Source organism: Jatrophihabitans sp., assembly GCF_035474675.1.
In the GTDB taxonomy this organism is placed as follows: domain Bacteria; phylum Actinomycetota; class Actinomycetes; order Mycobacteriales; family Jatrophihabitantaceae; genus Jatrophihabitans_A.
This window is the reverse complement of record NZ_DATINC010000098.1, coordinates 1-16,817: the sequence shown is the minus strand read 5'-3', so window position 1 is coordinate 16,817 and position 16,817 is coordinate 1. Positions and strand designations below refer to the sequence as shown.

14 protein-coding genes are annotated in these 16,817 nt (G+C 70.7%); 10 read left to right on the top strand and 4 right to left on the bottom strand.

Annotated features, from left to right (window positions below; genetic code table 11):
- Positions 1-50 precede the first annotated feature (50 nt).
- The 4 genes from VLJ82_RS11895 to VLJ82_RS11880 form a co-directional block, all read right to left on the bottom strand.
- On the bottom strand, positions 51-713 hold the full coding sequence (locus VLJ82_RS11895; protein ID WP_408663568.1) for a response regulator: 663 nt from the start codon (positions 711-713) through the stop codon (positions 51-53).
- Positions 692-2,395 (bottom strand): GAF domain-containing protein, encoded by a 1,704-nt coding sequence (locus VLJ82_RS11890; RefSeq protein ID WP_408663567.1) that lies wholly within the window; start codon positions 2,393-2,395, stop codon positions 692-694. The genes VLJ82_RS11895 and VLJ82_RS11890 overlap by 22 nt, the downstream gene beginning before the upstream one ends.
- A gap of 72 nt (positions 2,396-2,467) precedes the next feature.
- Positions 2,468-3,505: an Acg family FMN-binding oxidoreductase gene (locus VLJ82_RS11885; RefSeq protein WP_408663566.1), complete on the bottom strand. Its 1,038-nt coding sequence runs from the start codon at positions 3,503-3,505 to the stop codon at positions 2,468-2,470.
- 73 nt (positions 3,506-3,578) lie between these two features.
- Positions 3,579-6,071: a cation-translocating P-type ATPase gene (locus tag VLJ82_RS11880; RefSeq protein ID WP_408663565.1), complete on the bottom strand. Its 2,493-nt coding sequence runs from the start codon at positions 6,069-6,071 to the stop codon at positions 3,579-3,581.
- Between the two features lie 178 nt (positions 6,072-6,249).
- Between VLJ82_RS11880 and VLJ82_RS11875 the strand changes: the two genes are divergently transcribed.
- The 10 genes from VLJ82_RS11875 to VLJ82_RS11830 all read left to right on the top strand — a co-directional run.
- Complete coding sequence (locus tag VLJ82_RS11875) at positions 6,250-6,975, top strand: DUF4389 domain-containing protein (RefSeq protein WP_408663564.1); 726 nt, start codon at positions 6,250-6,252, stop codon at positions 6,973-6,975.
- 161 nt (positions 6,976-7,136) lie between these two features.
- Complete coding sequence (locus VLJ82_RS11870) at positions 7,137-8,150, top strand: zinc-dependent alcohol dehydrogenase (RefSeq protein WP_408663563.1); 1,014 nt, start codon at positions 7,137-7,139, stop codon at positions 8,148-8,150.
- Positions 8,151-8,188: 38 nt separating this feature from the next.
- Positions 8,189-8,953: an ABC transporter ATP-binding protein gene (locus tag VLJ82_RS11865; protein ID WP_408663562.1), complete on the top strand. Its 765-nt coding sequence runs from the start codon at positions 8,189-8,191 to the stop codon at positions 8,951-8,953.
- A gap of 7 nt (positions 8,954-8,960) precedes the next feature.
- The gene (locus VLJ82_RS11860) at positions 8,961-11,513 is read left to right on the top strand and encodes an ABC transporter permease (protein WP_408663561.1); all 2,553 of its coding nucleotides are present in this window, start codon (positions 8,961-8,963) and stop codon (positions 11,511-11,513) included.
- Positions 11,514-11,587: 74 nt separating this feature from the next.
- Positions 11,588-12,067, top strand: a complete 480-nt coding sequence (locus tag VLJ82_RS11855; protein WP_408663560.1) for a universal stress protein — start codon at positions 11,588-11,590, stop codon at positions 12,065-12,067.
- Between the two features lie 17 nt (positions 12,068-12,084).
- Positions 12,085-13,137: an Acg family FMN-binding oxidoreductase gene (locus VLJ82_RS11850; protein ID WP_408663559.1), complete on the top strand. Its 1,053-nt coding sequence runs from the start codon at positions 12,085-12,087 to the stop codon at positions 13,135-13,137.
- Between the two features lie 106 nt (positions 13,138-13,243).
- Entirely contained in the window at positions 13,244-14,242 is a 999-nt protein-coding gene (locus VLJ82_RS11845; protein ID WP_408663558.1) for an Acg family FMN-binding oxidoreductase, read from the top strand.
- A gap of 127 nt (positions 14,243-14,369) precedes the next feature.
- Entirely contained in the window at positions 14,370-15,320 is a 951-nt protein-coding gene (locus tag VLJ82_RS11840; protein WP_408663557.1) for a universal stress protein, read from the top strand.
- A 192-nt stretch (positions 15,321-15,512) separates the two neighbouring features.
- Complete coding sequence (locus VLJ82_RS11835; protein WP_408663605.1) at positions 15,513-16,037, top strand: hypothetical protein; 525 nt, start codon at positions 15,513-15,515, stop codon at positions 16,035-16,037.
- A gap of 238 nt (positions 16,038-16,275) precedes the next feature.
- A partial coding sequence (locus VLJ82_RS11830) for a hypothetical protein (protein ID WP_408663556.1) occupies positions 16,276-16,817 on the top strand: 542 nt, incomplete at its 3' end.

Below are 16,817 nucleotides of genomic sequence, written 5' to 3'. Positions count from 1 at the left end.
GGGGGTAGGGGCCGCAAGCCCCTGGGACCAGGACCAAAGACCCTGTCCGGTTACCGGTGCTTGAGCTCCGAGCCGAAGACGGCGGCCTGGGTGCGGCGCTGCATGCCGAGCTTGGCCAGCAGTGCCGAGACGTAGTTCTTGACGGACTTCTCGGCGAGGAACAGCCGTTCACCGATCTGGCGGTTGGTCAGCCCTTCGGTGATCAGGTCGAGGATCTCGCGCTCCCGCTCGGTCAGCCCGGCCAGTCGCGGGTCGGCCTGCTGGCCGGTGCGCAGCCGCTGCATCACCCGTTCGGTCACCGTCGGGTCGAGCAGCGACCGGCCGGCCCGGACCTGCCGGATGCCGTCGAGCAGCGACGAGCCGCGGATCTCCTTGAGCAGGTAGCCCGACGCGCCGGCCATCACGGCGGCGAACAGCGCGTCGTCGTCATCGTAGGAGGTGAGGATCAGGCAGCGGATGTCGGGATAGCTGGACCGGATGTCGCGGCAGACGTCGATGCCACTGCCGTCGGGCAGCCGCCCGTCGAGCAGCGCGACGTCCGGGCGGACGGCCGGTATCCGCCGCAGCGCCTCGGCGGCGGTGCCTGCCTCGCCGACCACCTCCATGTCATCGGTCGCCGAGAGCAGGTCAGCGATCCCCCGCCGGACGATCTCGTGGTCGTCCAGTAGGAAGATCCTGATCGGGGTTGCGGTCAGGTCAGTGCTATCTGCCATCGCAGCTGGGTTCCTTCGTTCGGTGTGCTGGTCACGGTCAGGGTTCCGCCGTGCCGGGCGGCACGCTCGGTGAGGTTGGCTAGGCCGCTTCGCCGGGTGGTGTCGCCCAGCCCGACGCCGTCGTCGGTCACCGACAGGCACAATTGCGAGGTCGAGGCGTCCAGGGCGACCTCCACGCCGTCGGCCCGGGCATGGCGGGCCACGTTGCTCAGCGCCTCCCGCAACACCGCGGCCAGCTCGTCGGCCAGGTCCGGCGTCACCATCGAGTCGACCGGCCCCGAGAAGCGCAGCGTCGGCTCGAACCCGAGCTGCGCGGCCTGCTCGTTGGCCACCGCCAACAGCCCGGTCCGTACGCTCGCCGAGGCCGGCGACAGCGCGCCGCGCAGGTCAAAGATCGAGGTGCGGATCTGCCGGATGGTGTCGTCGAGGTCGGTGACCACCTGCGCCAGCTTGGCGGTGGCGGCCGGATCGAGCTGACGGGTCTGCAGGCTCTGCACCGTCAGGCCGGCGGCGAACAGCCGCTGGATCACGTGGTCGTGCAGGTCCCGGGCGATCCGGTCCCGGTCTTCCAGCAACACCACCCGCTGCTGGTCGGAGCGGGCATCGGCCAGTTCCAGGGCGACGGCCGCGTGGTTGGCGAAGATGGTCGCCATCTGCAGGTCGTTGTCGGTGAACCCGCGGCGGCCGCCGAGCCTGGTTACCATCAGGCAGCCGCGCGGCTTGCTGGCGCCCGCCAGCGGCAGGCCCATCACCGCGTTGACCGGAACCAGCTCGCGCATCCGCAGCGTGTACTCGAACTGTTCTTCGACGTTGTCGATCCGGATCGGCTCACTGGTCTCGATCACCGCGCCGGCGATGGTGCGCTCGCTGGAGTAGGACAGGCCGGTCAGCCGGTCTGCCCCGAGACCCACCGCCATCTCGACCATCAGCTCACCCGGTGTGGTGGCCGGCAGCACCACCGTCACCAGGTCGGCGTCGGCCAGCTCCTGCACGCTGCGGGCGATCACCAGCAGCGGATCCTCGCCCGAGTAGGACAGCAGTTGCTGGCTCACCTCGGCGGTGGCCTGCAGCCAGCGCTCCCGGCGGCGGGCCTCGTCGTAGAGCCGGGCGTTCTCGATCGCGATGGCGGCGGTGGCCGCCACCGCCCGGATCAGCTCCACGTCGCTCTCGGTAAAGTTCCCGGTACGGCGACCGGTCAGGTACAGGTTGCCGAACACCGAGTCGCGCACCTTGATGGGCACGCCGAGAAAGCTGTCCATCGGCGGATGGTGGGCAGGGAAGCCCACCGAGCGCGGATCATCGGCTATCCGGTTCAACCGGATCGGGCGGGGATCGGCGATGAGGGCGCCGAGCAGCCCTTCCCCACGGGGCAGGGAGCCGATCCGGGCCGCGGTGTCCTCGTCGATGCCCTCGTAGACGAACTGCTCCAGGCCGTCGCCGTCGAGGTTGATCACCCCCAGTGCGCCGTAGCGGGCGTCGACCAGGACGCACGCGGCATGGACGATCTGGCGGAGCACCACCGGCAGTTCCAGGTGGCCCATGATGGCCTCGTTGGCGGCCAGCAGGCTGTTCAGCTTGGCGTGCACGTCCCGGACGTCCTGCGCCCGGTCGATCAGCTGGTCCAACAGCTCGGCCAAGCCGAGCTGGGGGGCGGGGGTCGGCACGTGTCGCTGCTCGGTCATCACCCGTTCCGCCTGCTGTCAGGCCGCTTGTGCGTGCCGGTGACCAAAAGAATATGCCACGACCGGCCGGGTTCACACATCTCCGGCTCCGGCCGTGTGCCGCAGCACCTCCACCAGCTTGCGGCGCCGGGAGGCCGGGGTGGCCGGCGCCCGTCCGACCCGGAGCAGGACGTGCGGGTACATGCCCAGGCCCAGCTCGGAGCGCAGCGAATCCCTGGTACCGGCCACCTCGATCACCTGGGTGAACAGGCTCATGGCGTAGCCGGCCCGGGTCACCTCCAGCCAGACCCGCTCCAGCGCCTCGCCCGCCTGCAGCCAGGCCAGCACGTCGTCGGTGTCGGTTCCCAACAGCAGCAATGACTGATCCAGGCCGGCGGAGGTGACATCAGGCAAGCCGGCGTCGCCGGGATCGGCGTAGTTCCGCAGCGGCACCTCGCCGGTACCGCAGGGAGCACCGGACGGCACCGGCCGCGGCAGTGTGCTGACCGGCACCCCGTCGCTGCGCTGCTGGTCGTCGGTCACCCAGGCCCGCAGCTCGGCCCGGTAGGCCGGGTCGGACTGCTCGATCGCCTCAGCCCGCCGGCTCAGCGAGGCGGTGGCGACCCGGTGCGACCGATCGCTGACGACGAACAGCCGGGCACCTTCCCGGGTGGCGGCGTCAGCCAGCGTCGCGAGCAGCTCGCTGGGAACGTGGTCGTCGGCGAACCGCCGGCGGTTGGTCCGCCGCAGCGACAGCAGCGGGTCCAGCGCCGCCACCACCGGATCCCGTTCCGATGACCCGGCCAGTTCGGCGAGCAGGTCGCTGCCGGCGCCGGGTGCCTGCCGCCGGACCTCGGCGGTAAATCCGTCCGCGGCCAGCGAGACCCGGGCGTTGAACACCGCACAGCCGCAGCTGATGATCAGCTGGCGGCCGGTCGGGTCCAGGACCTGCAACCGCCGGCTGAAATCGGCGTGCACCTCCAGCACCCCGTGGCCGATCACGAACCGCCAGGGCTGGGTGTTGTGCACCGACGGCGCCCAGGTCGCCCGCACCGCCGCCCGCCGCAGCGCCTCGGTGGGTATGCCGGAGCCCGGGGTGCCGAGCGTGGCCACCCGGGCAGTGGGGTACATGGTGGAATCCTTCCGACGCGAGGGACGAGCAGCGGTTCAGGGTGCCCCGGCCCGCCGGACCGGGAACAGGGCATTAGGTCCCGGCCACCGCGGCGGACGGCTGGCCGGCCGGGTACCGGGTGGTCACCAGCCGGGCGAGCACCGCCAGGCCCGCGGCGACCAGCCCGGCGGCGACCAGGTCGGCAGCGGTCACCGGAGTCGTCCGGAAGACCTCCCGCAGCGGTGGCGCGTACACCGCCGCCAGCACCAGCGCCACGTTGACCAGCACCGATCCCAGCAGCATCCGGTTGTCCCGAAGCCGGTGCTCGGCCGGCCGGCCGGCCAGTGCGATCGCCAGTTGCCCGAAGGTCAGGGCCAGGAACAGGGTGCTCTGCGCCGGCCGGTGCTGCCAGGCAGACCACCCGGCCGCCAGCAGGCTGGCGGCTGCCAGGACGCTGCCCAGCACGCCGATCCGCCACAGCTGGCCCCGGTCCAGCAGGCGATGGCCGACCGGCCGGGGTGGTCGGCTGGCCGCGTCGGCACCGGCCGGCTGGTTGCCGATGGCAACCCCCGGCAGGCCGTGGGTGAGCAGGTTGACGAACAGGATCTGCCCGGCCTGCAACGGCACCGCCATGCCGAGGAACGGTCCGGCCAGCATGATCAGCACCTCCGCCAGTCCCCCGCTGAGGGCGTAGCGCAGGAACCGGCTGATGTTGTCGTACACCCGGCGGCCTTCCACGATCGCCGGCACCATCGCCGCCAGGTCGGACGAGCTGAGCACGATAGCCGCGGCCTGCTTCGCCACCTCGGTGCCGTTGCCCATCGCGATGCCGATGTCGGCCGAGCGCAGCGCCGGCGCGTCGTTGACGCCGTCGCCGGTCATCGCGACGACGTTGCCCTGCCGCCGCAGCGCCTGCACCACCATGGTCTTCTGCTCCGGCCGGACCCGCGCGACCACCGAGAGCCCGGTCAGGTCCGGGCCGTCCCCGATCTCGGCCGCGGCGAGCTCCGCCCCAGTCAGCACCCGCCCGGTCGTGTCCAGTCCCAGCTTGCGGGCGACCGCCACCGCCGTGCCGGCGTGGTCCCCGCTGATCATCACCGGCCGGACACCCGCCCGGCGGAACGCCGCGATCATGCCGGGCGCGGTGGCGCGAACCGGATCGACCAGCCCGAGCAGGCCGACCAGCCGGTCCGCCGCCAGCGACTCCGGTCCGGCAGCGGTTGCCGCCCGGACCGCCAGCACCCGCAGGCCGTCGGCCACCCAGGAGCTGAGGGTGCCCGAGGCGACGCCGGCCAGCTCGTCCCCGCTGAGCAGCGCCTCCGGCGCACCCTTGCGGATGCGCAGCACCGCACCGCCCGGCGTCCGGTGCGTGGTGCTCATCATCGCGGTGCGGGCATCGAACGGGGACTCGGCGATCCGCGGCGCGGCCCGGCGCAGCGCGGCGACGTCGATGCCGGCGCCGAGCGCCCGCTGGACCAGCGCGATCTCGGTGGGATCGTCGCTGCGCTGCGGAGTGCCGTCGTCGTTCCGGCAGGCGTCACTGCACAGGACCGCGTATTCCAGCAGGCTCTTCGCCGCCTCGGCGCTGCCGTCGGGCGTCCACAGCCGGTCGAGTGCCATCCGTCCCTCGGTCAGCGTGCCGGTCTTGTCCATGGCCAGCACGGTGACCGAGCCGAGCGCCTCCACCGCGGAGAACTTGCGCACCAGGATTGCCTGCCCGGCCAGCTGATGCCCGGCCAGCGCGAGCGACAGGGTCACCACCGCCGGCAGCGACTCCGGGATCGCGGCGACCGCCAGGCTGATGCCCAGCACCAGGCTGGTCTCCCAGCTGCGACCGTTGCCCAAGTTGAGCACGATCACCACCAGCGCCGCGGCGCTTGCCGCGACAGCCAGCCGCCGGCCCAGCAGTGCCAGCTGTCGCTGCAGCGGCGTGGCGGTCGCGGCAGTGCCGCTCAGGCCACGCGCGATGCCGCCCATCACGGTGGCGTGCGCCGTGGCCCGCACCACCGCAAAGCCATGCCCCCGGGTCACCACCGAGCCGGCGAGCACCGGGTCACCGGCAGCCTTACCGACCGGCACCGACTCGCCGGTCAGCATCGCCTCGTCCACGGTGAACGACTCGCAGCGGATGAGCTGCGCGTCGGCCGGCACGATGTCCCCGGCCGCCAGTTCCAGCAGGTCACCCACCACCACCTCGCCGGCGTCGACATCGCGGGCGTGCCCGTCCCGCAGCACCGTGGCACGCGGCGCGGTCAGCGTCGACAGCGCCGCCAGCGCCCGGTCGGAGCGGAGCTGCTGCAGCGTCCCCAGGGTGGTGTTGAGGACGATCACCGCGAGAATGACGCCCATGTCGGGCAGGTCGCCGACGGCGGCGGTGAGGACCGCGGCGACCAGTAGGACCACCACGACGGTGTCGCCGATCTGGTCCCGGACGGCGGACAGCACCCGTGGCTCGGCCCGTACCGAAAGTTCGTTGCGCCCGTCGGTCGCCAGCCGGAGCCGGGCCTCGGTGGCACTGAGACCGTTGACGGCGGCAGGCACCTGCTCAGGTGCCGGCGCCGCCCGTGCCACGCGGACCTCGGACATCTACTGCTCCTTCCCCACCTGAGCGTGTCCGCAACCGCCGCCGCCCAGCCAGGGCCTTTGGCCCCTTACCCGCCTCTCGCGCCGGGCCCACCATCGGAGGCCACCACGCTCGACAGGAGTGAGTCCGATGCCGGATGCCGAGGAGATCCCGGTCCCCGGCAGGAAGGAGCTGAGCACGATGTCAACCGCGTCGACCTACCCGGCACGTTTGGAGGGCGTTCCCGGCCAGCCGTTGAGCCGCTGGCTGTGGCTGGTGAAATGGCTGCTCGCCATCCCCCATGTCGTGGTCCTGGTGTTCCTGTGGATCGGGCTGGTGGTGACCACGATCGTCGCCGGTTTCGCGATCCTGTTCACCGGCCGCTATCCGCGGGGGCTGTTCGACTACGCGGTCGGGGTGATGCGCTGGACCTGGCGGGTCAGCTACTACGCCATCGGGGCGTTCGCGACCGACCGGTACCCACCGTTCACCCTGCACGACGACCCGAGCTACCCCGCCCGGTTCACCGTCGACTACCCGGAGCGGCTCTCGCGCTGGCTGGTCCTGGTGAAATGGTGGCTGCTGGCGCTGCCCCACCTGATCATCGTCGGCTTCTTCGCCGGCGGCTGGGGACTGGGTGGCGACGGCGGCTGGCGGATAGCCGGTGGCGGCGGCCTGATCTCCGTCCTGGCCATCATCGCCGCGGTGATCCTGGCGGTGACCGGGCGCTACCCCTCGGCGCTGTACGACTTCATTCTGGGGCTGAACCGGTGGTGCTACCGGGTGCTGGCCTACGTCGCGCTGCTGACCGACCAGTACCCACCCTTCCGTCTGGACAACGGCGGCCCGGATCCCGCGGGCCCGGTGTCCGGCCCGGTCCTGCCGACGGCACCGACCAATATGCCGACGGCCGACCGCGTGGCCTGACATGCGTGCGTTCGAAGGTTGCGCTGTTGCGGCCCTGAGTCCGGCAACTACGGCGGCAGCGGCCGATCAGCTCGGGACGATCGACCCTTCCTGCCCGCGCGGAACCGGAGTTGGCTCGAGTCGAGGAAGGCATGTCAGCGCATCTACTACAGGAGAATGTCATGAAAGCCGCCGTCGTCACCGACTTCCGCTCCCCGCTGGAGATCCAGGACGTTCCGATCCCGGAGCCGGGACCTGGCCAGGTCCTGGTCCGGATGGAGGTCAGCGGGCTGTGCCACACCGACATCCACGCCGCGCACGGCGACTGGCCGGTGACGCCGAGCCTGCCGTTCGTTCCTGGCCATGAAGGCATCGGCTACGTAGAGCGGCTGGGCGCTGGCGTCACTACCCGCTCGGTCGGCGACCGGGTCGCCATCGCCTGGCTCGGCTCGGCCTGCGGGCAGTGCCGTTACTGCATCGGAGGCTGGGAGACGCTGTGTGAATCCCAGCAGAACTCGGGTTACTCGGTGAACGGATCGTTCGCCGAGTACGCCGTGGTGGCGGCGGCGTTCGCGACCCCGGTGCCCGACAGGGTCAGCTCGCGCGATGCCGGCCCGCTGACCTGTGCCGGAGTCACCACCTACAAGGCGATCAAGGTCGCGAACGTCAAGCCGGCCGAGACGGTGGCGATCTTCGGGGTCGGCGGCCTGGGTCACCTGGCCCTGCAGTACGCCCGGATCGCCGGAGGCTTCGCGATCGGCGTCGACATCTCCGACGACAAGCTGGCGATGGCGACCGAGCTGGGCGCCGACCACGTGGTCAACGCCCGCGACACCGATCCGGTCCGGGCCATCCAGGCTCTGGGTGGTGCCGATGTGGCGGTGGCGCTGGCCGCCTCACCGCAATCCTTCGACCAGGCCTACCGGTCGCTGCGCCGCGGTGGCCGGCTGGTGTGCGTGGCGCTACCGGCCGACAACGCCGCATTGAGCGTGCCGATCTTCGACACCGTGCTCAGCGGCAAGACCGTTGTCGGCTCCATCGTCGGCACCCGCAACGACCTCGCCGACGTCTTCGCCCTGCACGCCGCCGGGCGTACCAAGGTCATCGCCGTCGACCGCAAGATCGACGAGGTGAACGAGTCGATGGCTGACGTGCTGGCCGGGCGGATCCCGGCGCGCGTGGTGTTCCAGTTCTGACGCATCCACCGTGCGCCCGTCGAGATGGAGATGCTGCCATGTCCGCCACCCTCGCCGGCCCGGCAACCAGGGCCGAACCCACCGTCGCGGCGCACACCGTCGACGCCAGCAAGGTCTATGGGCACGGCTCGACCGAGGTACGTGCCCTCGACGGGATCACCGTCGACTTCCTGGCCCCGCGGTTCACCGCGATCATGGGGCCGTCCGGATCCGGGAAGTCCACCCTGCTGCACTGCATCGCGGGTCTGGACACCCTCACCTCCGGCCATGCCTACATCGGCGCGCAGGACCTGAGCACGCTCAACGACCACCAGCTGACGGTGCTGCGGCGCGACCGGGTCGGCTTCGTCTTCCAGGCTTACAACCTGGTGCCGACCCTGACCGCGATCGAGAACGTGACCCTGCCGCTGCGGCTGGCCGGCCGTTCGGGTGACCGGGCCTGGATCGACAACGTGATCGAGACCATGGGCCTGGCCGACCGCCTGCAGCACCGTCCGTCGGAACTGTCGGGCGGCCAGCAGCAGCGCGTCGCGGTGGCCAGGGCATTGGCCAGCAAACCGCAGATCATCTTCGCCGACGAGCCGACCGGCAACCTCGATTCCCGTTCCAGCGGCGAGGTACTGGCCTTCATGCGGCAAGCGGTCGAGGCCATGCACCAGACCATCGTCATGGTGACCCACGACCCGCGCGCGGCCGGCTATGCCGACCGGGTGGTGTTCCTGGCGGACGGCCGGATCGTCGACGAGATGGCCGACCCGACCACCGACAAGGTGCTCGAGCGGATGAAGCTGTTCGGAGAGTGATACGGCCATGTTCGCAACGACGCTCAAGAGCCTGCTCGCGCACCGGTTCCGGATGCTGGCCACCGCGCTGGCGATCGCGCTCGGGGTGGCGTTCATGGCGGGCACCCTGGTGCTCACCGACACCATGCGCCAGACCTTCGACAACCTGTTCGCCGACGTCTACCGGGGTACCGACGTGGTGGTGCGCGTCAAGGCGGCCTTCGAAGGCCCCCAGGGCGGCGCTGACCTACGTGGCCGCGTCGACGCCGCGCTGATCCCCCGGGTACAGGCGGTCCCCGGCGTATCGGTCGCCGAGGGCGGGGTGTTCGGATACGCCCGCCTGGTGGGCAAGGGCGGCAAGGCGCTCGGCAATCCCACCACGGGCGCGCCGGTATTGGGCACCGCGTGGTCGGACACCGGTGCGCTCAACCCGTTCAACCTGGTGGCCGGCGCCCCGCCGCGGGCGGACGACGAGGTCGTGATCGACAAGAAGAGCGCCGGTGACGGTCACCTGGCCGTCGGTGACACCACCACGGTGCTGGTGCTCGGGCCGCCGCAGCGGGTACGGATCTCGGGGATCGCCCGGTTTGGCAACGCCGACTCCCCGGGCGGCGCTACCACGGTGATCTTCACCAGGGCCGCCGCCCAGCGACTGGTGGCCGAGCCCGGCAAGTTCGACAGTATCGAGATCGTCGGGACTGCCGGGGTGTCGCAGGCCGAGCTCGCCCACCGGATCGGCGCGGTGCTGCCGGCCGGTACCGAGGCGATCACCGGCAAGGCGATCACCGCCGAGAACCAGAGCGCCATCCGCAAGGCACTGTCGTTCTTCAACACCTTCCTGCTGATCTTCGCCGTGATCGCGCTGCTGGTCGGCGGCTTCATGATGTTCAACACCTTCGCCATCACGGTTGCCCAGCGCACCCGTGAGAACGGATTGCTGCGCGCGCTCGGAGCCAGCCGGCGCCAGGTCCTCGGTTCGGTCCTGATCGAGGCGTTCCTGGTCGGGCTGATCGCCTCGCTGGTCGGCATGGTGGCCGGTGTCGGGGTCGCCGTCGGACTGAAGAACCTGCTGAAAGCCACCGGTGTGGACATCCCGGCGCAGGGGGTGGTCGTCCGGCCCGGCACCGAGATCATCGCCCTGGTGGTGGGGATCGGGGTCACCGTGGTCGCCGCGCTCTCGCCGGCCCGCAGGGCCGCGAAGGTGCCGCCGGTCGCAGCCATGCAACTGGGAGTCGCCGGCGGCACCGGCTACGGCTCCAGGCAACGGATCCTGGTCGGTGCCGCGGTCCTGACCGCGGGCGTGGCCAGCCTGCTGTGGGGGCTGTTCGGCGGTGTCTCCCAACCGGTCCGGCTGGTCGGTGCCGGGGCGCTGCTGGTGTTCTTCGGGATGTCCGTCCTCGGCCGTAGCGTGGCATCGCCGCTCAGCCGGCTGATCGGCGCGCCGCTGCCCAGGCTGCGCGGCATCACCGGCGAGATCGCCCGGGAGAACGCGATGCGCAATCCCGGACGGACGGCCGCGAGCGCGTCCGCCCTGATGATCGGGGTCGGGCTGGTGGGGTTCATCACGATCTTCGTCTCCTCGGCCAAGGCCTCCATCGACCACTCGATCAGCAGCGGTTTCACCGGCGACATCGTGCTGGACACCGGCGGCGGAGTGGGTGGCGGGGTGGACCCGGCGCTGGCCGAGCGGGTGGCGAAGCTACCCGAGGTGGCGGTCGCCGCCGGACTCCGGCAGGGGGTGGCCCAGATCGGCGGAGCCGGCACGTTCCTGCAGGCCGGCGATCCGGCGACGCTGCTCTCCATCATGCGGATCGATCCGCGCGAGGGCTCGGTGAACGACCTCGACGCCGGGTCCATCGCGGTCTACGACAAGACCGCGCGGGACAAGCGCTGGACGATCGGCAGCCAGATACCGGCGGTGTTCGCCAAGACCGGACCGCGGACCCTGCGGTTGGCGTTGATCTATTCCGACAACACCCAGGCCGGCAACTACCTGCTGAGCCGATCAGGCTACGAGGCCAACTTCGCCGGCCAGTTCGACAGCAAGGTGCTGATCCGGAAGGCACCTGGGGTGTCGACTGCTGCCGCGCTGGCCGCGGTCGGAACGGTGGCCAAGGACTATCCCGGCGTCGACCTGCTCGACAAGGCGCAGTACACGCACAACCAGACCGCGCCGTTCAACCAGTTACTCGCCCTCATCTACGCGCTGCTCGGGCTGGCGATCGTCATCGCCCTGCTCGGTATCGCCAACACGCTGGCGCTGTCGATCACCGAGCGCACCCGGGAGGTGGGGCTGCTCCGGGCAGTCGGCATGACCCGATCGCAACTGAGATCGGCGATCCGGTGGGAGTCGGTGATCATCGCCCTGCAAGGCACCCTGCTGGGCCTGGCGATCGGGATCTTCTTCGGCTGGTCCCTGGTGGCCGCCATGCACGACCAAGGCATCACGGTATTCCGGGTCCCCGTTATCAGCCTGCTGGCCGTGGTGCTGATCGCCGCCGTGGCGGGCATGATCGCGGCCGTGCCGCCGAGCCGGCGCGCGGCCAAGCTCGACGTGTTGCGTGCGGTGGTGTCGGACTGAACAGACCGGGACGTTCGACCCTGATATTCGCGCTACGCGGACTGGAAGCTGGTCATGAGACCAAGGAGGCGGTCATGACCACTCGAACCGGAACCATCGATCGGATAGTCGTCGGCGTGGACGGCTCGGAGCAGTCCAAGCTGGCGCTGCGCTGGGCCGGCACCCTGTCGGAATGGACCGGTGCTGCTATCCACGCGGTGACCGCCTGGCACATCCCGGCCAGCTTCGCCTGGGCGGCGGGATCGTCCTACGTCCCGCCGGAGATGGACCCGCAGGCCGATGCCGAACGGATGCTGAAAGAAGTACTGGCCGAGGTGTTCGCCACCGACCCGCCGCGCGAGGTGCAGGCCGTGGTCTGCGAGGGCAGTGCGGCACAGGCCCTGCTCGAGCACAGCGACTCCTCCAGCCTGCTGGTGGTGGGCAGTCGTGGCCATGGCGGTTTCGCCGGGCTGCTGCTCGGCTCGGTCAGCTCGCACTGCGCCGAGCACGCGAAGTGCCCGGTGCTGGTGGTGCACGGGAACCGGCCGCCGGTGATCGCAGGGCGTCCGGAATAACAGAGAGGCGAACTTTCATGTCAGACACCACGACTGCTACCGCCGGGACGAGCGGGCAGCCCACCGCGGCGGCGAGTCCGTTCGACCGCACCGGAATCGAGCCGATCATCGCGGTGGCCAACCGGGCGCCGTCCATCCACAACACCCAACCGTGGAGCTGGCAGCTGCGCCCGGACCGGCTGTCGCTGCGCGCCGACCGGGACCGGCAGCTGGGCGTCGCCGACCCGGACGGGCATTCCCTGCTGATCAGCTGCGGGGCGGCGCTGGCATTGACCGAGCTCGGCCTGCGCACGCTGGGCTGGGACGTCTCCGTCGAGCGGCTTCCCGACCCGGCCGATCCGGACCTGCTGGCCGAGTTCCGGCTGGCGACCCGGCGGCCGGCGACGGCCCGGGAGCTGGAGCTGTTCGCGGCCGCGCAGCGCCGGCAGAGCGACCGCAGGCCGTTCACCGCGCGGCAGGTCGAACCCGAGCTGGTGGAGCTGCTGCGCGGCGTCGCCGCCGGCACCGGCGTCTACCCGGACTTCCCGATGCGCACCGAGCAACGGGTCGACCTCGCGGTGGCGGTGAGCTGGGCCGACCGCACCGAGCGCAACGATCCCGACTACCTGGCCGAGATGAACCGGTGGTTGCGCGAGGAGAACGTCCATGCCGACGGCGTTCCGGCCGGCGCCATACCGAACGTGCCGCCGGGACAGCCCCGGCACACCGAGGTGCCGTTGCGGGACTTCGAGATCGGCGTCTCCGGCCGGCTGCTCATCGAGCGCGACGTCGACGAGCATCCGCTGATTGCGGTGCTGCTGACCGACTCCGACACCCCGCTGGAGCAGTTGCGGGCCGGCGAGGCGATGATGCGCCTGATGCTGGAGGCGGAACTGCTCGGGCTCGGCACCTGCCCGTTGAGCCAGGCGGTGGACCTGGTCGCCTTCCGCAACCGGGTCCAGACCCTGATGGGCTGGCAGGCGCTGCCGCAGATGATGCTCCGGATCGGCTACCCGGCACCCGACGCGGCCCAGCCGGCACGCACTCCGCGCCGCCCGGTGGCCGACGTGCTCGACGTCCTGGCGGGCTGAGCCTCACCCGGCCGGCTTGCGGACGGCCGGTGACCTTCGGCCCTGCTGCCGACGGCGGCTGCGGACCAAGCTGTCAGCAGGGCTGATCGAAGGCGGAGGGATTCCCATGACGCGCTCAGTGGAAACCCGCACCGAGCTGTTGCTCCAGGCTGCCCGGCAGGCCCGGCTGGCCCCGTCGGTGCACAACACCCAGCCGTGGCGCTTCGTCCTCGCCGATGGTGCGCTCGAGATCTACTCCGACCCGCGCCGCCAGCTGGCCGTTCTAGATTCCACCGGCCGGCAGCTGCTGATTAGCTGCGGTTGCGCGGTCTTCAACGCCAGGGTGGCGCTGGCTGCCCAGGGTTATGACGCAGTGGTGGAGCGCTTCCCGGACGGGTTCCATCCGACTCTCGTCGCCCGGATCGCACTGGGCGACCAGCCGGGCACCATACCGCCGATCGGCTTGCTGGACGGGTGCATCATCAGCAGGCAGACCAACCGCCGCCGCTTCACCGACGAGGTCGTGAGCCCGGAACTGACCGCACAGCTTCTCGAGGCGGCGTCCGCCGAGCAGGCAATCCTCGTCGAGCTGGACGACCTGCAGCACCGTCTCGCGGTGGCCCGGCTCAGCCAGGAAGCCGACCGGCTGCAGAACGCCGACCCTGCCTACCGGGCCGAGCTGCGAACCTGGACGACGGACGATCCCACCCGGCCGGACGGCGTTCCGGCGATCACGGTGCCGCGGGTGACCGGGGAGTCCCAAGACGACATCCCGATCCGCGACTTCGACACCCGGGGCACCGGATCGCTACCGCCGGAGACCCGATCCCACCTCGGCCAGTCGCTGTTCGCGCTCGGTACCGCCGGGGACGACCCGGTGTCCTGGCTGCGGGCCGGCGAGGCACTGGAGCACCTCTGGCTGGAGATCACCCGGCAGGGGTACGTGGCCAGCCTGTTCACCCAGGCGATCGAGATTCCCTATCTGCGGCAACAGCTGCGAATCGAGCTGGGACTGACCATGAATCCGCACGTCCTGGTGCGGGTGGGCAAGGCGGGGGTCACCTCAGCCTCGATGCGCCGCCGGTTGCAGGACATCGTGGTCGACCGCACGACCGCGCACGGCTGAGTTCCGCCGCGCCGGACGTCCTCAGCCGGGCCCGGCAGGGAGGTACTAAAGCCCCTGTCGGCGGCTCCCGGACTTCGATGGACTGAGAGGGTCAGCTGGAACTGCTTCCCCGATCGGAGGTCGAGTCATGGACGCAGTATCTGCCAAGCCCGTGGTCGTCGGTGTGGACGGCTCACCCGTCAACCGGAGCGCGGTGCTCTGGGCCGCCGACGAGGCGGCACGCTGCAACCTGCCGCTCGTCCTGGTGCACGCGGGGTTCTACCTGTACGAACCGGTGCTGTCCGACGCGACGATGACCCAGGCACTGCACGAGATCGACGAGCACGCCCGCACGCTGCTCCGCCAGGCGGTCGAGGCCGTCCGTGCGGCGTGTCCCGACCTGCCGATCCAGACCCGGCTGGACGTGACGGATCCGGCCAACCTGCTGGTTGCCATGAGCAAGTCCGCCACCATGGTGGTGCTGGGCACCGAGGTCGAGGGCAGCATCTCGGGATTCGTCCGGGGCTCCATCAGCCAGGCGGTGGCAGCGCATGCCCACTGCCCGGTCGTCGTGCTCAACGGTTACGGACCACCCAACGCCGAGCGCAGGAACGTCGTGGTGGTCGGGGTGTCGCCGAGCCGCGGCGGCCGGCAGGCACTGCGGTTCGCCTTCGAGCAGGCCCGGCAACGGAAGTGCTCGGTCCTGGCTGTGCGGTCCTGGGGTGATCTCGGCTGGGGCACCTATGCCCTGACCGACACCGAGGTGCTGCGCGACGTGCAGCGGATCGAGTCCCGGGTGATGACCGACTGCCTGGCGCAGGTAGCCGGCGACTTCCCTGAGGTGGCCGTGGAGAGGAGCTTCGTCGGGGTGCGGGCTCAGTGGGCCCTGGAAGAGGCGGCGATCGGCGCCGACCTGCTCGTGGTGGGCTGCCACCGCGCCGACGACCACTGGTTCTCCCGGCTCGGCTCGGTCGCCTCGTGGCTGCTGCACCGCTCGCCCTGCCCGATCGCGGTGGTCGGCCGGCCGCAGGCCGCCGCGGACCTGCCGGGTGCCGAGCAGGACCGGCCGGAGGTCAGCGCGGCCTCGTCTCCCCGCTGACGCCGGCGACCGAGGGCCCCATCCGACGGACTTTGGTCCTGCCAGGTGGGGCCCTCGGCCTCGTCCGGAGCGCGGCGAGCACGAGCAGAGTGAAGGTGTAGCGATCAGAAGAGGAAGGAAGCGATCATCATGACCGCGCAGCAGAGTTCGAGCGTTACCCGCGCGCACGAGGAGGTCACCGTCCGGGGTGCCATGGTCACCTCCTTCGCCACCCGGGTACTGGCCGTCCTCCGGGTAGTCACCGGCTTCGTGTTCCTGTGGGCCTTCCTCGACAAGACCTTCGGGCTGCACTACGCGACGCCGTCGGCCAAGGCCTGGATGCACGGCGGCTCGCCGACCAAGGGCTTCCTGTCCTCGGTGGAGGTCGGCCCGATGAGCTCGACATTCCACTCGATGGCCGGCGACACCTGGGTGAACTGGCTGTTCATGCTCGGTCTGCTCGGCATCGGGGTCGCCCTGATCGCCGGTGTCGCGCTGCGGATCGCCGCGGTGGCCGGGGTGGCGATGATGGCCCTGATGTGGCTGGCGGAGTTCCCGCTGGCGCAGCACACCAGCGCCGGCGCGCCCAGCGGCTCGGTGAACCCGCTGGTGGACTACCACGTCGTCTACGCCATCGCCCTGATCGTGCTGGCCGCCACCTACGCCGGCAACACCTGGGGCCTCGGGAAGTTCTGGGCCAGGCTGCCGTTCATCAGCCGGCACCGGTGGACGCTGTAGACCGTGCGGCCGGGAGGGCCGCCGACCGGTAGCACCACGTACCGCAAGAACTCAGGGAGCCACGACCTCACGGGGGGCGTGGCTCCCTGCATGTGCCGACCGCAGGCCGCAGGAGGCCGGCACCCGCTTCGCGAGATCGAGGACCTTGGTCCCGGCAAAGCAGGTCTTTCTCCGGCAGTGCCCTGCCCCGTGGTCGGCGACAGTTGAGGAAAGCAACCCACATCACCAGGGAGACGAGATGAAGCGCAAGACGTTCGACCAGCTGGTCAGTGCAGCTGGACTGTTCCTCGCGGCCGTTCTGGTCATCGCCGGATCGCTGCTGGTCTGGGCACACAACTTCGTCGGCGACGAGGTGCACAGCCAGCTCGCGGCGCAGCAGATCTACTTCCCGGCCAAGGACAGCAAGGACATCGCCGGCCCGGAGTTCGCCGCCGTGCGCAAGTACGCCGGTGAGCAGCTGACCACCGGCGCGCAGGCCAAGGCCTACGCCGACCACTTCATCGGTGTTCACCTCGCCGAGATTGGCGGCGGCCAGACCTACGCCCAGCTGAGCTCGCAGTCCCTGGCCAACCCCGACGACACCAAGCTCGCGGGCCAGGTGCAGACGATGTTCCGGGGCGAGACGCTGCGCGGTCTGCTGCTCAACGCCTACGCCTTCGACACCATGGGTGAGATCGCCGGCTACGCGGCCTTCGCCTCCTTCGGCGGCGCAGCGGTCCTGCTGGTCCTGGCCGGCGCGGGCTTCGTCCACATGCGGCGCACTCCTGCCGAGGTCGAGGT

Bases quoted from the DNA above. Each gene is read 5' to 3' on its own strand.
- VLJ82_RS11895 (WP_408663568.1), bottom strand. From the start codon at position 713: ATGGCAGATAGCACTGACCTGACCGCAACCCCGATCAGGATCTTCCTA.
- VLJ82_RS11890 (WP_408663567.1), bottom strand. From the start codon at position 2,395: ATGACCGAGCAGCGACACGTGCCGACCCCCGCCCCCCAGCTCGGCTTG.
- VLJ82_RS11885 (WP_408663566.1), bottom strand. From the start codon at position 3,505: ATGTACCCCACTGCCCGGGTGGCCACGCTCGGCACCCCGGGCTCCGGC.
- VLJ82_RS11880 (WP_408663565.1), bottom strand. From the start codon at position 6,071: ATGTCCGAGGTCCGCGTGGCACGGGCGGCGCCGGCACCTGAGCAGGTG.
- VLJ82_RS11875 (WP_408663564.1), top strand. From the start codon at position 6,250: ATGTCAACCGCGTCGACCTACCCGGCACGTTTGGAGGGCGTTCCCGGC.
- VLJ82_RS11870 (WP_408663563.1), top strand. From the start codon at position 7,137: ATGAAAGCCGCCGTCGTCACCGACTTCCGCTCCCCGCTGGAGATCCAG.
- VLJ82_RS11865 (WP_408663562.1), top strand. From the start codon at position 8,189: ATGTCCGCCACCCTCGCCGGCCCGGCAACCAGGGCCGAACCCACCGTC.
- VLJ82_RS11860 (WP_408663561.1), top strand. From the start codon at position 8,961: ATGTTCGCAACGACGCTCAAGAGCCTGCTCGCGCACCGGTTCCGGATG.
- VLJ82_RS11855 (WP_408663560.1), top strand. From the start codon at position 11,588: ATGACCACTCGAACCGGAACCATCGATCGGATAGTCGTCGGCGTGGAC.
- VLJ82_RS11850 (WP_408663559.1), top strand. From the start codon at position 12,085: ATGTCAGACACCACGACTGCTACCGCCGGGACGAGCGGGCAGCCCACC.
- VLJ82_RS11845 (WP_408663558.1), top strand. From the start codon at position 13,244: ATGACGCGCTCAGTGGAAACCCGCACCGAGCTGTTGCTCCAGGCTGCC.
- VLJ82_RS11840 (WP_408663557.1), top strand. From the start codon at position 14,370: ATGGACGCAGTATCTGCCAAGCCCGTGGTCGTCGGTGTGGACGGCTCA.
- VLJ82_RS11835 (WP_408663605.1), top strand. From the start codon at position 15,513: ATGGTCACCTCCTTCGCCACCCGGGTACTGGCCGTCCTCCGGGTAGTC.